We start from the raw sequence: 18,855 nt of genomic DNA on the forward strand, positions 1-18,855 counted from the left end.
AATTCATAACTTTCACCACGATCATGAGGGTCGTTCACATATGCATATCGAATTCCGCCATCTGCGCACCATCAAGGCGATCCATGATACTGGTGGATTGGCCCGTGCTGCTGACCTGTTGAACATCACCCAAAGCGCGTTATCGCATCAAATCAAAGGGATAGAGGATCAGGCCGGCGTTGAATTGTTCGTGCGGCGATCCAAGCCTCTTAAACTGTCGGCGGCGGGTATGAAAATGCTTGCGGCAGCGGAATCAATTTTACCGCAGGTTGCCGCACTAGAAGCAGAGTTTTCCGGCCTGATCAAAGGCAAAGCCGGGCGGTTGCATATCGCCATTGAATGCCATGCCTGTTTCGAATGGTTGTTTCCTGTGCTTGAACAGTTTCGCAAAGCCTGGCCAGAGGTTGATGTCGACATTCGCCCCGGCCTCGCGTTTGACGCGTTTCCGGCGCTGCGCAAGGAAGAGGTGGATTTGGTGGTCTCGTCCGACCCCGAGGACCTGCCTGAAACGGATTTCACGCCGCTATTTGATTATGAACCCGTGTTTGTCGCGGCGGCCGCGCATCCGTTGGCCCAGAAAGACGTGATCGAGGCCGAAGATTTTCGCGGGCAGACCTTGATCACCTATCCAGTGGACCGCTCACGGTTGGACATTTTTTCCCAGCTCCTTACCCCTGCCAAGGTCGAACCTGCCGCGATCCGGCAGGTGGAATTGACGGCGGTAATCTTGCTTTTGGTGGCGTCGAACCGCGGGGTGGCGGTGTTGCCCGATTGGGTCGTCAGTCAAGTGCGCTATAACGCGGATTATGTGACCCGTCCGCTGACCAAAAAAGGAATCACTCGCCGCCTTTATGCGGCGACCCGGTCAGACGATACCAGTCGCCCATATATGGCACATCTCATTCGATTGGCGCGGCAAGAAGCGGTGAAATTGCAGCGCCGCTAGCCATAGGTTTCCGACAGTGGCCGCGACATGACCCGCCGGTTTTCTTGCAACCGAGAAAACGCGTCGGAAAACGGTTCTGCCTTGCCGTAGTAATAGCCTTGCACCACATGACAGCCCATGCGGCGCAAGATGTCGCGTTGCTGGGTCGTTTCGACTCCTTCTGCCACGACCTGCACACCTAGCCCCTTACCCATCGTCAATAGACCGTCGACCAGCACATTTGTGGCGGTGTCGTGGCCAAGATCACGTACAAATCCGCTGTCAAGTTTCAGCTCGTCAAATTCCAAATCCTTCAGGTGTTGGAATGATGCGAACCCGGTACCAAAATCATCAAGCGAGATCCGCACGCCCGCCCGCCGGAAATTTGCAATGGACCGTTGGATGATTTCGCTTGATCGGGCGATAAAGATATCCTCGGTAATTTCAAACGTAAGGTGGTGGCGCAGCTGCGGGTAGCGGTCGATCACGGCCATAAGGTCGGCGTGGCCCGTGACAGTCGCAAGCGTGACTTCTGAAACGTTAATCGATACCTCACCCGGGTCGAGCCCGGATGCGATCCACTGCGCGATGTCAGCGAGCACACATTCGGCGGTGTGCAATGTAAAGGCCCCTTGCAGGCCTAGTTCGTTGATTTGCGGCAGAAATGATGCGGGCATCAAAAGGCCCCGCTTGGGGTGTTCCCATCGTGACAGTGCTTCGAAGCCGACGACGTGGTTCGTATCCAGCGACACCTTCGGTTGATAATACGGACGAATTTCGCCGCTATCAAAGGCCGAGATCAGGACCTTGCGGTCCTGAAGTGTGGCGCGTACCGGGAACGCAGATTTGTCATATATCATTGGCACCCGGTTCGGGTCCTGTTTTGCACGAAACATCGCCTGATCGGCCCCGGACATCAGCGTGGCAAGGACAGGGGTGTCATTGCTTTGGCGTGCGATGCCAACGCTGGCACCGACTTGCAGGTGTTTTTGTTCGAATTGGATCGGGCGCGAGATTGCCGTGATAATTTCGGCACCGAATGCCAATGCCGCCCGCGGCGAGGTAATGTTTGATTTAAGGACAGCAAATTCGTCCCCACCCAAACGGGCAACGCATCCGTTTTTGTCAACAAGCGCCTGCAAACGTTCCGCGATCGTGCAAAGCACCGTATCCCCGGCGTGGTGGCTATAGCTGTCATTGACAGGTTTGAACCCGTCAAGGTCAATCAAATATACTGTGATCCCTAATTTGTTCGCGTGCTGGCGCATTTGACTGGTCGCAACATCGTCAAAGGCACGGCGATTCATGAGCCCCGTCAGTGGGTCGTGCCGCGCGAGACGTTCAAGTTCGACCAAGCGTGCATAAGCCTCTTCGCGGGCCGCTTCGAGCGCCAAATGTGTATCTTTTTGGCGATTCATAATGACAAAGGTGTTCACCACATAGACAAAAACCAATGCAGAAACCATGATCCAGTCTTGCGTCGGGGCATTGTGCGCCGGGTTTTTTGACATGTTCCAAACCATCACGAAGATCGCGACGAATGTCGGGGTCATTTGCGTCCAGTTATAAACAGGCATCAACCCAAACGAATTGCTGATGTGGACGCATATCCCAAAGATCCACAAAAAACCCGCCAAAATAAAGGGTGTCGTATCGCTGTGCGACAGGATGATGGCGAAGGATAAGAATGCGAACACACTGATCCAGTTGACCAGAAATACGCTAATCCCTGCCAAGAGCGAGATCGGCTGATCAAACCTGCCTGCGCGTGAATTCAGGGGGTAGGCCGCAATTTCGACGGCCGCCACAAAGCCGACTGCGATATAGGCGTGCGTTGTAAACCCTGCCAAGAAACAGACGGTGGCCATTAGCGCAGCGGTGGCGATGCGTTTGACGACATCGCGGCCAGAGATGTGACCCACAATTTGTGTTTCGTGCAAAAAGTGTGCAATCAAATCTTGGCGCATGGATGTCAGGTGTCCTTTGTTGGAATAAACCCGCAAACTTGCAAAGATCCCGTTAACGGGGTCACATGTGCCTGTTTTTCATTTAACGGACTTCCCCCTTGTTCCGCGTGCCACTTGGGCCTATACGCCCGGCTTGATCCCGAACCCGGAGAGTGACCGATGGCTGGCAGCGCAAACCTGAACGTAATGATGAAAACCGCCCGGAAAGCGGGGCGCGCATTGCTGAAAGATTTTGGTGAGGTTGAACAGCTTCAGGTGAGCGCAAAGGGCCCCGGTGACTTTGTCAGCCGTGCGGACCGCACCGCTGAAGAAACAATTCGCACCGAATTGATGCTGGCCCGCCCGTCCTATGGTTTTTTGGGTGAAGAGGGCAAAGAGATCGAAGGCGAAGACCCGACACGCCGTTGGATCGTTGACCCGCTGGATGGAACAACAAATTTCCTGCACGGCCTGCCACATTGGGCGGTCTCGATTGCGTTAGAGCATAAAGGCCAGATCGTCGCTGGCGTGATTTATGATCCATCCAAGGATGAAATGTTCTATGCGGAAAAAGGCGGCGGATCGTGGCTGAACGAAAGCCGTCTGCGCGTGTCGGGGCGTCACCGCATGATCGAAAGCATTTTCGCAACAGGTCTGCCGTTTGCGGGTCGGTCTGATTTGCCCGAAACCCTGCAAGACCTTGCACGTGTGTTACCTGCCTGTGCCGGCGTACGCCGCTTTGGGGCGGCCGCGCTTGATCTCGCGTATGTCGCGGCGGGGCGCTACGATGGGTTCTGGGAACGCAAACTCAAGATTTGGGATCTGGCCGCTGGCGTGATCATCGTGCGCGAGGCAGGCGGTATCGTCGAGCCGATCCGCGCAGACGGTGATATTTTGGCCGATGGCGAGATTGTCTGCGCCAACGAACCAATTTTCGAAACCTTCGCCAAGATTATCCGGAAGGCTTAGCGCCGAACAATCGGGATATTGCTGCGTCCATAGTGGGTTTCCGGATGGTCCGGATGACCGTGCGTCCGCTGCCAGAATTGCGGTCCGCCCAGTTTCATCCAGAATGGAATCATCATCACAAAGCCGATGATAAAGCCGCCGGCGTGCGCCCAATATGCGACGCCGCCGACTGCGTCTTGGCTGGCGGCGCCGTTGATCAGTTGCGCCCCGAACCAGAACCCCAGCGTGATCCATGCAGGGATCGGGACAACCCGGAAAAACACGACGAAAAAGAAAAGCACGTCAACGCGTGCCTTGGGATAGAGCAATAGATAGCCGCCCATCACCCCCGCAATTGCACCGGACGCACCCACCATCGGCACCGGTGATGCGGGCCCGGCGGCCATTTGCGCAAAGGCCGCTGCGATTCCACAAATGAGGTAGAAGATCAGGAACGGCACATGCCCCATTTTGTCTTCGAGGTTGTCGCCGTAGATCCACAAAAACAGCATGTTCCCGGCCAGATGCATAAACCCGCTGTGCAAGAACATGGATGTGACGGGTGTGACAAAGCCTTCGCCTGCGGACAGGCGGGCGGGAATCATGCCATAGGTCAGATAGATGTCGGAAATCACCCGTTCTGATTGGCTGGCGTAGGTCAGCATAAAAATCAGGATGTTCAGCGCAATAATGCAAAGCGTGACATAGGGCACGCGCGTCGACGGGTTGTGGTCGCGGAATGGGAAAATCATACCGCGACCGTGATTTATGTAGCAGGCGCCGTCAAGATGTTGCTTGGTCGGCCACTTCAGCCAACAGCGCGGCATTGCCACCTGCGGCGGTGGTGTCGATGCAGACGTGCCGCTCGTGCATCGCGTGGCCCGCGTCGGGGATGCCTGTGATCAGGTTGACGATCTTGCCGGGGCGTTGTGATAGCGCGGTTTCAAGATCGCGGCCTGTGGCGACATCCCCCCACCAGATCACGGCAGAAAGCAGCGGCATTTGCGTGACATATTGTGGGGCAATGCGCCCTTTGGCGCTGACCCCGATCCCGCCAAGCGCCTTGATTGCGGCGACTTGCGCGTTTGCGGCCGCTTCGCCCGGTCCCATGCACAGGATCGGGCCACGCGCGTGCAGGCTGTGGCGGTTGGATTCGCCAGTTGGGCCGGGCAGGTCTGTGGCGGGTTTGGTGGTCGCGGGTGTCGTGTTGCGCATCCTGTCCAGCAGGACGGGCAGATCGCTGTCGGTGTCCCATGTCTCTTGCGCGGCGGGTGCGGGGTCGGCGGTGAATCTGGGCAGGTAGTGCGGACCGCCGGCTTTGGGTCCGGTCCCTGAAAGACCCTCACCGCCAAAGGGTTGGCTGCCGACGACTGCACCGATTTGGTCGCGGTTGACATAAATGTTGCCCGCTTCGATCCGTTCCACAATAGTTTGGACCCGGTCGTCGATGCGGGTATGAAGCCCGAACGACAGACCGTAGCCGGTGGCATTGATGGTGTCGATCACCGCGTCAAGTTGGTCGGATTTGTATGTCACAACATGCAGCACTGGCCCAAAGATTTCCTGGGTCATGTCGGCGATGCTGTCCAATCTGATCGCGGTGGGCGATATATAGTGCCCGTCGGCGGTGGGTGCTTTGATCTGGTGGATGATCCGGCCTTCGGCTTCGGCCTGCGCGATGTGGTCAACGATGGTTTTATGCGCGGCTGCGTCGATGACGGGGCCAAGGTCCGTAGACAAATACCATGGGTCGCCGATGACCAATTCGTCCATCGCGCCTTTGAGCATTTTCAGCAGAGGGGCGGCGATGTCTTCTTGGACATACAGGCAGCGCAGGGCGGAACAGCGCTGTCCGGCGGACCGGAACGCCCCGTTCACGATATCGCGGATCGCATGTTCGGGCAGGGCGGTGCTGTCGACGATCATCGCGTTCAGTCCGCCCGTTTCTGCGATTAGCGGCGTGCCGGGCGCGCAATTGGCCGCCATTGCGCTGCGGATTTTCAAGGCTGTGCCTGTGGATCCGGTGAAGGCCACGCCATTGATCCGCGCATCAGAGGTAAGCGCCGCCCCGACAGCCGCCCCACCGGGCAGCAGTTGCAGCGCGGTCCGTGGCACGCCCGCTGCATAAAGCATTTCAACCGCGCGGGTCGCGATGAGCGGGGTTTGTTCCGCGGGTTTGGCCAGCACAGCGTTCCCTGCCGCCAGAGCGGCGGCGATTTGGCCGATAAAGATCGCCAGAGGGAAGTTCCACGGGCTGATGCAGGTCCAGATACCACGTGGTTTCATGTCGTCACTGGCTTGGGTGGCGTAGTAGCGCAAGAAATCGACCGCCTCGCGCAGTTCGGCGACGACATCTGGCAGCCCCTTGCCGGCTTCGCGCGCGAGAATGGCGAACAGCGCGATGGCGTCGGCTTCGAGTGCGTCCGCAGCGGCGTTGAGCACTGCCGCGCGGGTGGACGCGTCTGCGGTCCACGGCGTGGCGGCATCCAGTGCGGCGGCGATATCGTCATCACTTGCCATCTGGACAGACCCCACTGAGTCGTTCAGGCGGGCGGGATTGCGGACTGAAACTGCGTCGGGCAGCGGTTGCCCGGCATATTGCGCGCCCGTTGCTGTCATTGGGTAGGCTGCAAATTGCGCATCCTGATAGGGCGCGCGGCCTGTTTCGACACGATCCAACGTTGGGGTATGCGTCAGATCCCAACCCGCTGAATTGACACGCAAAGGCGCGAATAATTCCGGACCTGTGGGTAGGTGGGGGCTGCTTTGCGGCGCATCAAAGGGGCAAGCAGCCACAGTTTCGGCGGGGACGGTTTCATCGACGATCTGGTTCACAAAACTGGAGTTCGCACCGTTTTCAAGCAGGCGGCGCACCAGATAGGCCAACAGGTCTTTGTGGGCGCCGACAGGGGCATAGATGCGGCACCGCGTCTTTTCAGCGCTCAGCACGATCTTGTGAAGCGTTTCCCCCATGCCGTGCAGGCGCTGAAATTCGTAGTTTTCGGGTGTCAGGCCCATCGTTTTTGCCATATCCAACACGGCCGCCACCGTATGTGCGTTATGGGTGGCAAATTGCGGATAAATCCGGTCGGTCATCCCCAAGAGTTTGCGCGCATTGCTGATATAGCTGATGTCGGTGTGGTGTTTGGCGGTAAAGACGGGAAAGCCGTCGATCCCCATGACTTGGGCGCGTTTAATTTCGGTGTCCCAATAGGCCCCCTTGACGAGGCGGACCATGATTTTGCGGTCCAGAAGGGTCGCAAGGTCGTGCAGATAGTCAATGACCAATGGCGCACGCTGGCCATATGCCTGCACGACAACGCCGAAACCGTCCCAGCCTGCCAAGGCAGGTTCTGAAAGCACTTCGGCGATCACGTCCAGTGACAGTGACAGGCGGTCCGCCTCTTCGGCATCGATATTCAGACCCATACCTGCCGATTTTGCGAGCAAGGCCAGCGCACGGACACGCGGGACAAGTTCGGCCATCACACGGTTTTTTTGGGCGACCTCATACCGGGGGTGCAGTGCGGAAAGTTTGACTGAAATCCCCGGGTTTTCAGCGACACTGTTGTGGGTGCAATGATCGGCGATCACGCTGATCGCGCGTGAATAGGCAAGATGATAGCCGCGCGCGTCTGCTTCGGTTCGGGCGGCTTCACCGAGCATGTCATAGCTGTAGGTGAACCCCTTGGCTTGCATCCCGTTGGCACGCTTCATGGCTTTGGTGATATCTTCGCCCAGCACAAATTGGCGCCCCATTTCCCGCATGGCGCGCCCGACTGCGGTGCGGATCACCGGCTCGCCCAGCCGTTTGATCACGCTGCGCAGATGGCGTGTAACGCCGGGCTTTTCGTCGTCCAGCACGCGGCCCGTCAGCATCAGCGCCCATGTCGAGGCATTCACCATGGGGGAGGCGGAATGGCCAAGGTGTTTGCCCCAATCTGACGGCGCAATTTTGTCTTCGATCAGCGCGTCGATGGTGTCAGCGTCGGGGACACGCAACAGGGCCTCTGCGAGGCACATCAACGCGATGCCTTCGTCGGTCGATAGGCCGTATTCAGCCAAAAAGACCTCCATCAGGCCGGGTTCTGAACTGGCGCGAATCTTGCGCACAAGATCGGCGGCGCGGGTACCGATCCGGGCGCGATCCGCGTCCGAAAGTGCGGCGGTTTCAACCAGCCCAACAAGGGCGTCATGTTCGTCGCGGTAAAGAGTGTCGTCAATTTTGGTACGCAGTTCGGTCAGGACATTTTGCATTTTGGCACCCATATGAAGATGATCCTCATTACACCATTGCTTGAAGTCAATCTGGCTGATATTTCAGGTATTGATAGACTAATTTACCGAAAGAAGGGGATATCTTGGGCGAACCGATTTTTGGAATCGATACTTTTGATCGCAAAATTCTTGATGTGCTGGCCGTTGAAGGGCGCATCAGCGTCACCGAGCTTGCCCGGCGCATTGGTCTGTCAAAGTCGCCGACGCAAGCGCGCCTGAAACGCCTTGAGGATAGTGGGGTTATTCGCGGATACCGGGCGTTATTCGACCCTATCCGGCTTGGTCGCGACCATGTTGCCTTTGTCGAGGTCAAATTAGCGGATACCCGCGAGGCCGCCTTGGCTGCGTTTAACGCTGCGGTGGTACGGGTCCCCGAGGTCGAACAATGCCACCTGATTGCCGGGTCTTTTGATTATCTGCTAAAAGTCAGGACGGCAGGCATGACGGGGTACCGTGCTGTGCTGGCGGAAAAGATTTCGACGTTGCCGCATGTGGCAAACACGTCGACCTATGTGGCGATGCAGGCGGTCAAAGAAGAGGGCCTTTCTGCAAGCATTCCGATTACGCACGCATGATCAGCGCTTGCCCCTTGCGGCAACTGTGAGTAGGAACGGCAGGCATCTGAGACTAAAATCCTTGAGTCTGTTTGATAACGCTCATATGGAACAAGACGTTGCGATCAGATGGTTGTTGTGGGTCGTGTATTGGCCCGGAACTGAAAATTGACGACAACGCCAGATGCGGGCGTGATGGAATGGTAGACATACCAGACTTAAAATCTGTTGGGCCTTGTGCCCGTGTGGGTTCGAGTCCCACCGCCCGCACCAAATAAAATGATACTTTGAAGAATTCAGTATAGGTTGTTTGCAGGGTTATTTTGCATATTGGCGTTTGGTGGAAACAGGACGGCACTGGATGGCTTGAGGGGCGTTTTTTCCGACACGGTCCGGCGGGTGGAAAGCATTCAGCCTGAAGTCAGATAACCGCAGGCCAAGGTCGGACAGCCCGCGGTAGAGATCATTCTTTGAGCAGGACCAAAGCGATAAGCTCAAGCGAAAGTATAGCGATGACCTATTTGAATCGCTGATATTAGCCTGATCCAGCAGTGCTGATTAAACGGTCCGCGAAAAACGACCGCCGTCCGACGTATTCTTAGATGCCGGACCAAGCCCAAAAAGTGGCCCGAGACGACCCAGATCAGGTCTTAGCTACGCCACACGCGACCAGCAGCAGATGCGCAAGACGGGAGCGCATTTTTAACGTCGCGTGTTCGGCCAACTTGACGTTGACATGACGGGGTGACATGCCCAATACAGCGAGCTAAGTGCGGGCCGTTAGCTCAGCTGGATTAGAGCAGGGAACTTCTAATTCTCAGGTCGGGGGTTCGAGTCCTCCACGGCTCGCCATTTGAAAAAAATCGCGTTTAACGCGGTCGCACTGCGGGCGCAGATTGTATTTCCTGACATTTTGATCTTGAACTGACGGTGTGCCTTTGACAAAGGAGCCGTGACTTCGTTGAATGGCGACCGATAAGGCGCCCCATTTCATTTGACCAAACTTTTGGAACACGCCCATGCATATCGCACACCTTATCACCCATTCCGGCGGCTTCCATGCGGACGAACTGCTGTCCACAGTGATATTGACCTGTGTGTTTCCCGACGCGAAGATCGCGCGCACGCGGGATCGGCAGTGGATTACGCCTGCGAATGACAAGATTATTTACGATGTTGGTGGGCAGTATGATGCTGACGCGCAGATATTTGATCACCACCAACGACCCAATCCGGTCCGTGAAGACGGTCAACCTTATAGTTCTTTTGGGTTGATTTGGGCACATTACGGGCGCGCCTACCTTACCGCGATGGACGTGCCTGCGGCGGATATCGAAACCATACACACCACGTTTGACACCAAGTTTGTGCTACCGATTGACCTGCTGGACAATGGTGCGATGGAGCCTTCTGTTGCGGGGCCGTTGTCTATTTTGACCTTGCCAGCGCTGCTGGGCAGTTTGAAGCCGGTATTTGACGACACGTCGCCAACGGCTGATGATGACGCGTTTATGGCGGCGTTGCCGATTGTACGCAGTTTCGTCGCAGCGCAGGTACGTAACCTTGCCGCGAAAGCGCGTGCGCAAAGCATTGTCCTGGACGCAATTGCCAAGGCGGGGCCTTCGCCTATCCTCGAGCTTCCGATGGGGATGCCGTATCGCTCGGTTCTTGATTTGGCCGAAGCCCACCACATTCTGTTTGTTGTCCATCCGCGCGGCGATGATTGGACATTAGGTGGGATCAAGATTTCGAATGACACATTCGAACAGCGCGCGGATCTGCCTGCCGCATGGGCAGGTTTGACCGACGCCGCGCTAGAAGATGTGAGCGGCGTCAAGGGTGCAAAGTTTTGTCACAACGCGCGCTTTATCGCAGTCGCAAGTTCGCGCGAAGCGATTATGCAGATGGCTGCAATTGCTGTCGCTGACGTTCAAAATCATGCGGAGTAAATCCGCGTCTTCGTTCGCGCAAAAATAAACGCCGCCCCAAACTGGGGCGGCGTTTTTATGATAAGTTATCGACAGTTACGATTAAGCACCGGGCTGCAGTACTTTGTCGATGATATGGATGACACCGTTAGATGACATGATGTCAGAATAGATGATCGTAGTCGTCGGGTTGATCGTGTCTTCATCGTCGAGGTAGGCGTCGATGTAATAGGCGTCGCCGATTTTCTTTACGGCCAAATCAGTCTGAGAGATGGTGTCCATCGATACCATTGTTCCATCAAGCGTGGCGTGGATCGTACCATTTTCGATGCTGCCTTCACCGACTTCTGCCAATTCAAAGTCTTTGGCGACAACCGATGCAGGCACAACATGTGCCGAAACCAATGCGATCAGCGCGTCACGGTTTTCAGGCAAAAGCAGGTTTTCTACCGTACCTTCTGGCAGCTCTGCAAATGCGGCGTCAGTTGGCGCAAAAATCGTATAAGGGCCTTCACCACCCAGCTCGTCCGACAGCCCTGCGGCGTCAACAGCGATCATCAATGTTGAAAAGTCGCGAACCTTGGCAGCATTTTGTGCAATCGTCAGGTCGTCAGTCAGCAGGTAGTTGTTTGTGAGCGACACTTCGTTTTCAGCATGGACCATTGTCGCAGCGGACAGCAAGGTTGCACCCATCAGAGCGGTTTTTGTAAAAGTATTCATTGTTAAGTTCCTTCTTGTTTGGCCGTTGTTGGCCTCTGGTGACACAACGGATGGCTGGCCATATCGTTCCAATTTTGTTTTTATAAATTTTATTAATGATTTGAAAAATATAATAAAATCGCGCCTGCTAACTTAGCGGCGCGATTTGTTTGCGTGGTTGCCTGCCTGTAGGCCGTACAAGAAGGCTTGGGTCAGCGGGGGCGCTTGTGAGGGTGTTGGTTCTGTCGCCGCTGCACGCACAGCAGGGTGTTCCTCGCGTGTGCTTAGCCCGATCAGGATCAGGCCCACACCGATATAGACACCTGCAATTATCGCAGCTGTCGTTGGCACGCCAAGCTGTGGCGCAAGACCAAACCATGCCGAAACAGTCAAAAAACCTGTCCCGACCAAGCAGCAAAGCAGGCCCCCACTCATGAGGCCTGCCTTTTTAGCGCTGCGCGCCAGTTTTTCTTTGATGCCGAACATCAGTTATTTCCTATGCCCCAGGAAACCGATCAGGAACCCGATGCCGGCAGCAATGCCAAGTGCAGCTGCTGGTTGCGTGCGGATAAAGTCATTCGCTTGACCTTGAAGTGCGACAGCTTGCTGACGCGCGATTTCGGCTTGATCGGCGGCCTTCGACTGTACCTCTGCAACTTTGGCCTTGGTGGCGGCGACGGCGTCGTCACCCTTTGCTTTACCAATGCCTGCAATCGTGTGTGTCAGGTTGCCCAGGTCTGCGCGCAATGTTGCGATCTGGTCGCTGAGCTCGGCAGTTGTTGCTGTGTCTTTAGATGCGGTGGCCATAATGTATCTCCTTGTTCTTCATTCACAGCCTCAACACGCTTTGCGCGAATTGGTTCCCTTTTTTAAATTCCATAATTTCGGAACCAGAATGAGGATGGCAGGGTTCATTTGACAGAACGCGTCGGATCTAGCGGCGCAAGACACTGTTAAATTTAAGGAGACTATCATGTTAAGCTATGCACTCGCATTTCTTGTCGTCGCGGTCATCGCCGCCATCTTTGGTTTTGGTGGGATCGCTTCGGCATCGGCCGGTATCGCGCAGGTTCTATTCTTTGTGTTCCTGGTACTGTTTGTTGGCGCGTTGATACTGAACCTTGTTCGCAAGGCCTGATTGGCAAACCCTAACTAAAGAAGGAGAGTAAAATGACGAAGACGTTGAATGTAGTTGCCGCCGTCAAAGACGTGAAATCCGGGGTTAAGGATGCTGAAACTGTTGCCGAAGGCTTGGCAAATGTATTGGCAGACACCTATCGGTTGACCTTTAAAACACATGCCTTTCACTGGAATGTGGAAGGTCCGCTGTTTTATGGCGTCCATAACCTGACTGAAGGCCAATACGAAGACATGTTTGAGGCCGCCGATGAATTGGCGGAGCGGATGCGCGCGCTTGGGCAGATGGCCCCGATGACGATGGCTGATATTATGGAAAATTCGGTAATCAAGGATGCAACCAAGACACCGTCAGCTGGCGAAATGGTCGCGATGTTGGCAGAAGACCACGTGCGCGTCGCGCATCGACTGCATGCGTTGATCAAGGTTGCCGGAGAGCAAAATGACCCGGTGACAGAAGATCTGGCCACCGCACGGTCAGCGTTCCACGAAAAAGCAGCATGGATGCTGCGGGCGCTGGTTGCCCAATAAAAAAAAGCCCCCACACGGCATCACCGTGTGGGGGCTTTGCGATTACGACTTGAGCGTCGCGGTTGATGCAAAGAACATTGCTTGGCTGACGGCCGACTGTACCTGAGCCTCTTGGAATGGCTTCGAGATCAGGAAGGCAGGTTCCGGGCGATCCCCGGTCAGCAGGCGTTCTGGGAAGGCGGTGATGAAAATCACGGGCACATCCATCGTGGTCAAAAGTTCATTCACCGCTTCGATGCCAGAAGAGTTGTCGGCAAGCTGGATATCGGCGAGGATCAGGTCAACGTGCGATGATTTGCCAAGCTCTACCGCCTCTTTGTGGGTGCGGGCGATGCCGACAACGTCGTGACCCAGCATCTCGACGATGGCCATGAGGTCGGCAGCGATGATGGGTTCATCTTCGATGATCATCACACGCCCAGTGACCTTGCTGGCAAGTTCTTGGTTCGCAGCCCCGATCAAGCGGCGGACATCGTCTTCGTCTGTTTGCATAATGGTCGCGATTTGACCGACGCTGAACTCTTCGATGGTGCGCAGCAAAAGCGCTTCGCGGGAGTTTGCTGTAAGCGACGCAAGCAAGCCTTGCGCGCGGCCTTGCAACGCATCCTCTGGCTCGGCAAGCTGCTGACCGGATGTGGACCAGATCGCATGGAAACACTTGAACAGATTGACTTTCATCGTGTCGTCGTTTTCGAAGCTGGATCTGTCCTTGAGGATCACCTCGAGTGTTGCGACTGTGTATTTGTCCCCGCGTGTCTGTGACCCTGTGAGAGCCCGTGCGTAGCGACGCAAATAAGGCAGCTCTGCCGCGATCAAATCGGAGAAAGTGGCCTCGGTCTGAGTGTCGTGCATTTTTTTGACCTTTTTTCATTTATTCTGGGAACCAAACGCGGTTATCGTCAGTTGGTTCCATGAAAAGGAATATATTTCGTCGAGTGTTGAGGTGGAGCGAGCGTATGGCAAGAGCTGAAGAACAAAAAACGGCACGTATTGCAGAGTATATAGACGAAAACCTGAAAAAGGTTTTCTCTGATCTTGCACGCGATGATATGCCAGACCAAATTACGGACCTGTTGTCTGTCTTGCGTGCGCAAGATGAAGATCAGCGGGGACGCAAATGAGTGACCTGCATCCCAAAGACGAGTTGATCACCCATCTGCCAGCGCTGCGCGCTTTTGCACTTAGCTTGACCCGTAACCGCGCATCCGCAGATGACATGATGCAAGACACGGTTCTGAAAGCATGGACGAATATGGATAAATTCACCCCCGGCACAAACATGCGGGCGTGGCTTTTTACGATTCTTAGAAACAATTTTTACACCAGCCGTCGCAAGCTGAACCGCGAAGTCGCAGATGTCGACAACGCGTTTTCCGACCGTCTTTCGGTAAAGCCCGATCATGATGGCCGTTTGCAGATGATGGATTTCAAACATGCTTTTGCGCAGCTTCCTGACGAACAGCGAGAGGCGCTGATATTGGTGGGTGCAAACGGATTTACCTATGAAGACGCTGGCGAAATGTGTGGTGTTGCCACCGGAACGATGAAAAGCCGTGTCAACCGCGGCCGCTCAAGGCTTACCGAGCTACTTAAGCTCGACGCTGACGCGCCCTTGGAACTGACGGACGCTGTTACGCTTGGCGTCATCGGTAGCCCGGGTGTCGCTGCGCGATGACATCTGGACCTTGGTATAACAGTCTGCGAATTCAGATTGTTGTTTTACTTACATTGGCACTGCTCCCTTTGGGGGCAGTTGCAATTTTTCAGACCAAACGGGTTGCGGAAGCGGCTGACAGGAACGCGCACCTTGCGCTGATCGCGCTGACGGAACAATCCGCACGCGCCGAGCAGGTCGTGATAGAGCAAGCCTCTGGCGCGGCGCGCGTGTTCGGGGCTGTCGCTGCAGATTTTTTAGGCAACCCAGCGCGATGCACTGCTGAACTGTCGTCATTTCTTGAGAAAGAGCAGATTTACAGCTTTGTGGGCTACATCCCGTCCAATGGCGTGGTTGAATGTTCGTCCGCCGAGGGGGTGTTTGATTTTTCTGACTCTCCGCGCGTGACCCCGATAATCGCGGCACAACAGCCAACATTGACGGTCAACACGGATGGACCAATTAGCGGGCAATCTGTTTTTGTGATTTGGGAGCCGTATGAAATTGACGGCGAGTTTGCCGGGTTTGTGACGATCTCTATTCCGCACACGGATCTACCCCATGCGGAGACTGATATGACCGCGCTCGGCTTGCATGACCTCATTACATTCAATGATGAGGGAACCGTGTTCACTTCGCGCCACGATCTGGACAGTGCGCAAAATGAATTGCCGGCCGGCATAGAACTGAAAGAATTGGCATTTTTGCGGAGTGACGTTTATCTGGGGCAAAACGCGCTCGGGGAACGTCGCACCTATACGATTTCACGGATTGTGGGTACGCCCGCCTATGTTTTAGGCGTCTGGAGTTCCCAAAACGGTCTTGGCGATAAGGTATCAGTGCTTGAGCGGCCCGCGCTGTTCCCCATACTGATGTGGGTGGCAAGCATGAGCGTTGCGATGCTTGCGATCTACACCTTGGTTTTACGCCACATCACGCGATTGCGCCGAAATATGCGGGCCTTTGCATTACGCAGGACAATTCCGCCTACATCACATGTGTCGGTGATGCCAAACGAGCTGCAGGCGCTGAACGATAACTTTTTGCGCATGACAGACGACATTTTGCGTGACGAGGCCGGGTTAGAGGATTCCCTGCGTGAGAAGGGTGTACTGATCAAGGAAATTCACCACCGGGTGAAAAACAATCTGCAACTGATTTCGTCGATTATGAGCATGCAAATCCGCGCCGCCACCGAACAAGAAACCAAACAGGTTTTATCGCGGCTGCAAGACCGTGTGCTTAGTCTGGCGACGATCCATCGCGACCTGTATCAATCGCAAGGCGGCGGGCGGGTGAATGTGGGACGCTTGATCAATGAAGTCGTCGAAAAGACCATCGAGGTCGCTGCGATGAATAAAACATCGATTGATGTGGAGAGCGATATTGATCAGGTTTTGCTGTATCCGGATCAGGCCGTTCCGCTGTCTTTGATGACGTCAGAGGCTGCTACAAATGCAATGAAATATATCGGCACACCCGCAGATGGAAGCCGCCCTTGGGTAAAGGTCTCGCTTAAGCAAGAGGGCGACGAATGTTTGTTGGTGGTCGGCAATTCCGTTGGACCTGCTAGCGCCGTCGAAAGCACGGGTCTGGGTGCGCAGCTTATTCGTGCGTTTTCAATTCAGCTGGGGAGTAAGGTCGAGATAGATGAACAGCCCGACAGCTATACGATCAAAGTGCGCTTTCAGCCGCAAGAGTTCCAACCGGACGCGCGAGATTTCTAATGGAAATCGCAGGGGGCCGCCGATTTGATTTATTTTTGACGGCGCAAGAAGCGTATCCCGCCTTCGAGGAACTTTTTCTTTCGGCGCAGAAAGAAATACTAGCAAGCTTTCGCGTCTTTGATCCGACTACAAAACTGCGGTCGGACGCCGCGCGTCGCTTTGGCGATACTTGGGCTGATCTGATCACGGCGACTTTAAATCGCGGGGTCATGATTTCGCTTGTGATCAGCGATTTTGATCCAGTCGTGCGCGGTGACGATCACGCGTTTACGACGCGATGCGTGCGCGCCATGCGCGACGCGGCGACGCGATCTGACCATCCATCAAGGCTGAACGTGCGGGCTGGAATGCACCCGGCTCGTGCGGGGTTGCTGCCGCGTTTGGCGTTGCTTCCCGGAACGCTTTCAAAAATAAATGCGCAGCTGCAAGGGGCAAAAAATCGCAGTGATTTTGAAAAAATTCTGCATGATCGACCAGGATTGGTGCCGATGGTAAAATGGCGGGGTGACACCTTAGTCGCGCGAAAAATCCCGCCGCCGTCACTTGTTCCAGTGACCCACCATCAGAAAATCGCCGTGTTCGATGAGAAGCTGGTTTATATCGGTGGTCTGGATTTGAACGAACGGCGCTATGATACGCCCGAACATGATCGCCCGAGCGATGAAACATGGCACGATGTGCAAGTTATCGTTGACGGCCCTGCGGCCCAAGAGGCAGCGGCGCACCTGCGTCGCTTTGAGGCTGAAGTGAATGGGCAGCCTGTTGGGAAAACACAGCATTTGCTGCGCACGCTATCGGCGCGGCGCAAATTTGATTTGCCGTTTTTAGCGCCCAAGGCGGTGTGTCGCGAGCTTGCTGCGGCCCATGCCGACGGTGTCGCGCAAGCCCAGGACCTGATTTATCTGGAGACGCAGTTTTTCCGGGACCGCAAACTGGCAAAAGCTTTGGCAAAACGCGCCAAGCAGAACCCGAAACTGACGTTGATTATTGTCGTACCCGCTGCGCCAGAAGATGTGGCCTTTGACGACAATCCGGGATCTGACGCGGCATATGGTGAATACCTGCAAGCAAAATGTGTTGATATCGTGCGCGATGCGTTTGGCGCACGTGTCTTTATCGGGTCGCCTGCGCAATGCCGGAGTGAAGCCAGCGATGGGCGCGACACCTATTTCGGCGCGCCACTGATCTATCTTCATGCAAAGGTCGCGGTTTTTGACGACAGTCATGCGATTGTGTGTTCGGCAAACCTGAACGGGCGTAGCCTGTCATGGGATACAGAAACCGGGATTGCGACCCGAACCGCCGCTGAGGCGGCGTTGGTAAAAAGCCGCTGCTTTACCCAATGGCTTGGAAAAGACGCAGATCCAGCATGTTTTGAAGCGTCAACCGCCTGCGCGGCGTGGGCCGCGCAAGCAGCGCAGAATGCGAAGCTGCCACCTGAAAAGCGTCAGGGCTTTATCCTGCCTTACGACGTCGAAGCTGCCAAGGCATTTGGATTTGCGGTGCCAGGTGTGCCCGCGGAAATGGTTTGAACCATCATCAGTCGCTCGTAAATGGCGATGCCCCAGACCAGCATCGGAATGGCAATCACACCGCCCACAGGTCCCCATAGCCACATCCAAAAAACCAACGACAAAAACACCAGCAGCGGGTTTACCGACAGGCTCCGCCCAACCAAAGTTGGTGTCGCAAATTGCGCTTCGATCCCGTTGATGAGAAGATAGACGACCGCAGGCAGGAAGCTTTGCGCGCCTTCAAACATGACAATGCCGGTGATCGTCAGCGTCGCGATCATGATGATTGGCCCAAGATACAGCAGGTAGTTAAGTGAAAACGCCATGATCCCCCAAAGGATGGGCGAAGGCATACCCAGTAATTGCATCGCGATCGCCACCACAACACCCAAGCCCAAATTGATGGCGCTGATTGTCAGGACATAGCGTGCGACCTGTTTGTTGGCATAGCGCAGGTCTGCTTCGCCAAAGCGCCGCGAGATATGCGTGACCCATGCGTAGATGTCGTTGCGTGCCATTAAAAAGAAATACAATGTCCCGACAAAAATCAGAACCTGACCGGCGAACTGTGGTGCGTAGAACAATGCGTCCATGGCTGATGGAAGTTTCACGGCGTCTTCACCAGAGGAGTCAGGGGATGCCTCTATCGCGGCTGCGACGTCGTCTTTCATCTCTTCGATGCCCCGTAACACGTATTTCAAGTCTTCGACGGTATCGCGCAATTCATGCCAGATTACGGGCGCTTTGTTGATCGCTTGCGTGGCGTAGGGTTCGATGAGCAGACCAAGAATGATGATCGCCGCCAATGCAAGCATGACCGAAAGAAGTGCGGCAAGGGCAGGAGGTACGCGTAGCCGATCCCACGCATCTGAAAGAGGTGTCATCACAATCCCAAGAACCAGTGCCGCGACGATCGGGGCAAACAGACCCTTGGTCTGCTGTAGGGCTGCAAATACGAGAACGGTGGCCATTGCGGCAACGCAGAGCGTCAGAACGGATCTTTGAGGCAATACA

At 55.3% G+C, this 18,855-nt stretch carries 18 protein-coding genes and 2 tRNA genes; 12 read left to right on the forward strand and 8 right to left on the reverse strand.

Annotation, left to right across the window (positions count from 1 at the left end; translation table 11 throughout):
* Positions 1–40 precede the first annotated feature (40 nt).
* A complete protein-coding gene (locus tag ACXJGX_RS09530; RefSeq protein WP_474781002.1) occupies positions 41–946 on the forward strand; it encodes a LysR family transcriptional regulator in 906 nt (301 codons plus the stop codon).
* Here the strand turns inward: ACXJGX_RS09530 and ACXJGX_RS09535 are convergent.
* Entirely contained in the window at positions 943–2,892 is a 1,950-nt protein-coding gene (locus tag ACXJGX_RS09535) for a putative bifunctional diguanylate cyclase/phosphodiesterase (protein WP_474781004.1), read from the reverse strand. The two genes, ACXJGX_RS09530 and ACXJGX_RS09535, sit on opposite strands and share 4 nt — an antisense overlap.
* Before the next feature lie 159 nt (positions 2,893–3,051).
* Here ACXJGX_RS09535 and ACXJGX_RS09540 point away from each other — a divergent pair, with 159 nt between their 5' ends.
* On the forward strand, positions 3,052–3,840 hold the full coding sequence (locus tag ACXJGX_RS09540; RefSeq protein ID WP_474781006.1) for an inositol monophosphatase family protein: 789 nt from the start codon (positions 3,052–3,054) through the stop codon (positions 3,838–3,840).
* On the opposite strand, the gene ACXJGX_RS09545 is transcribed toward ACXJGX_RS09540, so the two are convergent.
* A complete protein-coding gene (locus tag ACXJGX_RS09545) occupies positions 3,837–4,568 on the reverse strand; it encodes a rhomboid family intramembrane serine protease (protein ID WP_474781899.1) in 732 nt (243 codons plus the stop codon). The genes ACXJGX_RS09540 and ACXJGX_RS09545 overlap by 4 nt on opposite strands.
* A 34-nt stretch (positions 4,569–4,602) precedes the next feature.
* Positions 4,603–8,076, reverse strand: a complete 3,474-nt coding sequence (gene putA / locus ACXJGX_RS09550; RefSeq protein ID WP_474781008.1) for a bifunctional proline dehydrogenase/L-glutamate gamma-semialdehyde dehydrogenase PutA — start codon at positions 8,074–8,076, stop codon at positions 4,603–4,605.
* A gap of 104 nt (positions 8,077–8,180) precedes the next feature.
* On the opposite strand from putA, the gene ACXJGX_RS09555 reads away from it, so the two are divergent.
* From ACXJGX_RS09555 to ACXJGX_RS09570, 4 genes are all read left to right on the forward strand, one after another.
* On the forward strand, positions 8,181–8,672 hold the full coding sequence (locus tag ACXJGX_RS09555) for an Lrp/AsnC family transcriptional regulator (protein ID WP_474781010.1): 492 nt from the start codon (positions 8,181–8,183) through the stop codon (positions 8,670–8,672).
* Between the two features lie 165 nt (positions 8,673–8,837).
* A tRNA-Leu gene (locus tag ACXJGX_RS09560) sits at positions 8,838–8,924 on the forward strand.
* A gap of 501 nt (positions 8,925–9,425) precedes the next feature.
* Positions 9,426–9,503: transfer RNA gene (locus ACXJGX_RS09565), tRNA-Arg, on the forward strand.
* A 167-nt stretch (positions 9,504–9,670) separates the two neighbouring features.
* Positions 9,671–10,600 (forward strand): MYG1 family protein, encoded by a 930-nt coding sequence (locus ACXJGX_RS09570; RefSeq protein ID WP_474781012.1) that lies wholly within the window; start codon positions 9,671–9,673, stop codon positions 10,598–10,600.
* Between the two features lie 81 nt (positions 10,601–10,681).
* Here the strand turns inward: ACXJGX_RS09570 and ACXJGX_RS09575 are convergent, their stop codons facing one another.
* The 3 genes from ACXJGX_RS09575 to ACXJGX_RS09585 form a co-directional block, all read right to left on the reverse strand.
* A complete protein-coding gene (locus ACXJGX_RS09575; protein WP_474781014.1) occupies positions 10,682–11,299 on the reverse strand; it encodes a fasciclin domain-containing protein in 618 nt (205 codons plus the stop codon).
* 132 nt (positions 11,300–11,431) lie between these two features.
* Positions 11,432–11,764, reverse strand: a complete 333-nt coding sequence (locus ACXJGX_RS09580; RefSeq protein WP_474781016.1) for a phage holin family protein — start codon at positions 11,762–11,764, stop codon at positions 11,432–11,434.
* A gap of 3 nt (positions 11,765–11,767) precedes the next feature.
* A complete protein-coding gene (locus ACXJGX_RS09585; RefSeq protein ID WP_474781018.1) occupies positions 11,768–12,085 on the reverse strand; it encodes a hypothetical protein in 318 nt (105 codons plus the stop codon).
* A 166-nt stretch (positions 12,086–12,251) separates the two neighbouring features.
* Here ACXJGX_RS09585 and ACXJGX_RS09590 point away from each other — a divergent pair, with 166 nt between their 5' ends.
* A complete protein-coding gene (locus ACXJGX_RS09590) occupies positions 12,252–12,416 on the forward strand; it encodes a DUF1328 domain-containing protein (protein WP_474781020.1) in 165 nt (54 codons plus the stop codon).
* Between the two features lie 32 nt (positions 12,417–12,448).
* Positions 12,449–12,946: a Dps family protein gene (locus ACXJGX_RS09595; RefSeq protein ID WP_474781022.1), complete on the forward strand. Its 498-nt coding sequence runs from the start codon at positions 12,449–12,451 to the stop codon at positions 12,944–12,946.
* A 42-nt stretch (positions 12,947–12,988) separates the two neighbouring features.
* Here the strand turns inward: ACXJGX_RS09595 and ACXJGX_RS09600 are convergent, their stop codons facing one another.
* Positions 12,989–13,798 carry a response regulator gene (locus ACXJGX_RS09600; protein ID WP_474781024.1) on the reverse strand — a complete coding sequence of 270 codons (810 nt, stop codon included), beginning with the start codon at positions 13,796–13,798 and terminating at the stop codon, positions 12,989–12,991.
* A gap of 104 nt (positions 13,799–13,902) precedes the next feature.
* Between ACXJGX_RS09600 and ACXJGX_RS09605 the strand changes: the two genes are divergently transcribed.
* The 4 genes from ACXJGX_RS09605 to ACXJGX_RS09620 are packed head-to-tail and all read left to right on the forward strand — an operon-like array spanning position 13,903 to position 17,859.
* The gene (locus tag ACXJGX_RS09605; RefSeq protein ID WP_474781026.1) at positions 13,903–14,067 is read left to right on the forward strand and encodes a NepR family anti-sigma factor; all 165 of its coding nucleotides are present in this window, start codon (positions 13,903–13,905) and stop codon (positions 14,065–14,067) included.
* Positions 14,064–14,621 carry an RNA polymerase sigma factor gene (locus tag ACXJGX_RS09610; RefSeq protein ID WP_474781028.1) on the forward strand — a complete coding sequence of 186 codons (558 nt, stop codon included), beginning with the start codon at positions 14,064–14,066 and terminating at the stop codon, positions 14,619–14,621. Before ACXJGX_RS09605 ends, ACXJGX_RS09610 begins: the two co-directional genes overlap by 4 nt.
* 53 nt (positions 14,622–14,674) lie before the next feature.
* Positions 14,675–16,327, forward strand: a complete 1,653-nt coding sequence (locus tag ACXJGX_RS09615; RefSeq protein WP_474781030.1) for a sensor histidine kinase — start codon at positions 14,675–14,677, stop codon at positions 16,325–16,327.
* On the forward strand, positions 16,327–17,859 hold the full coding sequence (locus tag ACXJGX_RS09620) for a phospholipase D family protein (protein ID WP_474781032.1): 1,533 nt from the start codon (positions 16,327–16,329) through the stop codon (positions 17,857–17,859). Before ACXJGX_RS09615 ends, ACXJGX_RS09620 begins: the two co-directional genes overlap by 1 nt.
* On the opposite strand, the gene ACXJGX_RS09625 is transcribed toward ACXJGX_RS09620, so the two are convergent.
* On the reverse strand, positions 17,793–18,851 hold the full coding sequence (locus tag ACXJGX_RS09625) for an AI-2E family transporter (RefSeq protein WP_474781034.1): 1,059 nt from the start codon (positions 18,849–18,851) through the stop codon (positions 17,793–17,795). The two genes, ACXJGX_RS09620 and ACXJGX_RS09625, sit on opposite strands and share 67 nt — an antisense overlap.
* Between the last annotated feature and the right edge of the window lie 4 nt (positions 18,852–18,855).

It is taken from the genome of Yoonia sp. SWMV100 (genome assembly GCF_056108365.1).